General features: G+C 70.2%; 1 protein-coding gene. It reads left to right on the plus strand.

The features are described from left to right. Positions 1-32: 32 nt before the first annotated feature. A partial coding sequence (locus DQW85_RS07400; protein WP_240196995.1) for a phosphopantetheine-binding protein occupies positions 33-906 on the plus strand: 874 nt, incomplete at its 3' end.

Raw genomic sequence — 906 nt, forward strand, 5'->3', positions numbered from 1 at the left:
CGGTGTTGGGTGAGCATCCCGGGGTGCGGGATGTGGTGGTGGCGGCGCGTGGGGATGGTCGGGGTGGCAAGCGTCTGATCGGCTACGTCGTCCCCGAGACGTCAGTGGATGTCGGGGAGTTGCGGGCGTTCATGCGCGAGCGGCTGCCCGAATACATGGTCCCGGCGGCGTTCGTACCGATGGAGGCGCTGCCGCTGACCCCCAACGGCAAGGTGGACCGGCGCGCCCTCCCGGAGCCGGATCTGGGGACCACCGTGCGGACGGAGTTCGTGCCGCCGCGTACCCCCGCCGAGGTCACGCTGGCCGGGATCTGGGCGCAGGTGCTGGGTGTGGAGCGGGTCGGGTTGCACGACAACTTCTTCGAGCTGGGTGGCGATTCGATCCTGAGCCTGCAGATCGTGGCGCGCGCTCGGGCGGCGGGTCTGCGGCTGGATGTGGCCGATGTGTTCGCCTCCCAGAACGTGGGCGAGCTGGCCGCCTCGGTGCGCGACACGGCTACGCCGGTGCTGGCCGAGCAGGGGGTGGTGAGCGGCCCCGTGCCGCTGACTCCGATCCAGCGGCGGTTCGCCGCCGAGGACATCGCCGATCGTGATCATTGGAACTGGTCGGGCATGTTCGAGCTGGCGCCGGGTGCCGATGCGGGCGCGCTGGCGCGCGCGGTCGACGCCGTGGTGGCGCATCATGACGCGCTGCGGGTCCGGTTCGCCTTCGACACCGAGCAAGGGGCGTGGGTCCAGCACATCGTGCCGAGCGAAGGCGCTCAGCTGTTCTCCGTCGTTGACGCGGCAGGGGTGGACGAGGCGTGGGTCGTTGAGCGGATGACGCGCGTGCAGAGGTCGCTGAGTCTGGTTGATGGGCCGTTGGTCCGGGTGGTCTTCTTTGATCGGGGCGAGGAGCCGGGTTGGT

The organism is Nonomuraea lactucae (assembly GCF_003313395.1).
Taxonomy (GTDB): Bacteria; Actinomycetota; Actinomycetes; order Streptosporangiales; family Streptosporangiaceae; genus Nonomuraea; species Nonomuraea lactucae.